Genomic DNA, 509 nt, shown 5'->3' on the forward strand with positions numbered 1-509 from the left:
GAATTTTTCAGGCCGTGCAAACCCTTGTTTGTGCGTGTGTGCCAAGCTTGGCCGAGCGTGGACCGTGCGCGCAGAGGGATTGGCGCTGCCCGAAGCGCTGCGCCGGCTCCGAGCAATTGCTGCTGCTTGCCGCCTGCGCGATCGGGATCGTTCGGCGCCGGGGGTCTGGTCTGTATGCCGGCGCGCGCAGGCGGCCCTGTCCGCACCATGCAGGCGAATGCAGCGCCAACCCCTTCGGGTTCAGGCCGTCCCCGTCGGGGCGCGGGGACAGGCTTGGGCACAGCAAGCCGCTGTTGCCAGACCCTGCTGCGCAGCCCCGTCAGAACCAGATGCCGCCTGCCGCGTCCGGCGTCTGCCCCATGAGGGACAAGGGCATGCGCGCTGCGGCGCCGGGGGCGGTGATGACGCCGTTGGCTTGGCCGTCGGCGTCGAACGGCCCGCCATCGGCGATCTCGAAGTCCAGCCGCAGCTGACCGCCCTCGTGCGCCACCTGGCCGCCGTAGGGCGCG

General features: G+C 70.9%; 1 protein-coding gene. It reads right to left on the reverse strand.

Annotated features, from left to right (window positions below; all coding sequences use genetic code 11):
- Nucleotides 1-319: 319 nt before the first annotated feature.
- A partial coding sequence (locus tag VTU_RS29740) for a choice-of-anchor U domain-containing protein (protein WP_010109226.1) occupies nucleotides 320-509 on the reverse strand: 190 nt, incomplete at its 5' end.

This window comes from Verminephrobacter aporrectodeae subsp. tuberculatae At4, assembly GCF_000193225.1.
Lineage (GTDB): Bacteria > Pseudomonadota > Gammaproteobacteria > Burkholderiales > Burkholderiaceae_C > Acidovorax > Acidovorax aporrectodeae.